This window comes from Halorubrum sp. Atlit-8R (assembly GCF_003666025.1).
Lineage (GTDB): Archaea > Halobacteriota > Halobacteria > Halobacteriales > Haloferacaceae > Halorubrum > Halorubrum salinarum.
On the sequence record NZ_QPLV01000013.1, the window covers coordinates 1 to 852 of the forward strand.

General features: G+C 59.2%; 1 protein-coding gene. It reads left to right on the forward strand.

The features are described 5' to 3' along the window. Positions 1-89: 89 nt before the first annotated feature. A partial coding sequence (locus DVK05_RS16335; protein WP_147437824.1) for a carbohydrate ABC transporter permease occupies positions 90-852 on the forward strand: 763 nt, incomplete at its 3' end.

Genomic DNA, 852 nt, shown 5'->3' on the forward strand with positions numbered 1-852 from the left:
CGACGTCACCGTCGAGTCGAAACTCGAGGAGATGAAGAGGGAGGCCGACGACGTTCTCCAGAGCTACATCCAGAGCAAAGGCAACTGAAATGGGCGTACACGAGAACACGTACGATAGCACGCTGGGGGCGTACCTCCTGCTACTACCGACACTGGCGGCGATCATCGCGTTCCTGTACTATCCGTCGCTACAGACGCTCCGATTCAGCTTCTTCCAGACGTTTCTGTTCGGTCAGAACACCCGGTTCGTCGGGCTGGCGAACTTCACCGATCTGTTGGGGTCGCAGGTGTACCTCACGAGCGTCGGACTGACGATGGCGTTCGCCGTAATCGTCGTTATCGGATCGCTCGCCGTCGGCCTCCTCGTCGCGTTCCTGTTGTACGAGGTCAGCGACGGAAAGGCCGCGTACCTGATCGCCGCGATTTGGCCGTACGCACTACCGACAGCCGTCGCAGGAACGGTCCGGTTGTTTCTCGCGCACCCGAGCGTCGGTATCTACACACACTACCTCGAGGCGTGGTTCGGCATCGAACTCGACTGGTTCACCGTCGGGTGGCAGGGGTTCGCCGTCGTCACGGTGGCGGCGATCTGGAAACAGGTCGGGTACAACGTGATATTCATGCTCGCCGCATTGAACAACGTGCCTGAGTCGCTCAACGAGGCGTGTCGGCTCGACGGAATCGAAACGTGGCGTCGACTGGTGCGCGTTTACCTTCCGCTCATGTCGCCCACGTTGGTGTTCTTGGTCGTTATCAACACGATCTACGCGTTTTTCGGCAGCTTCGCCCTGATCGACCTAATGACGCAGGGGGGACCGACGAACGCCACCAACCTGATGATATATCAGTTGT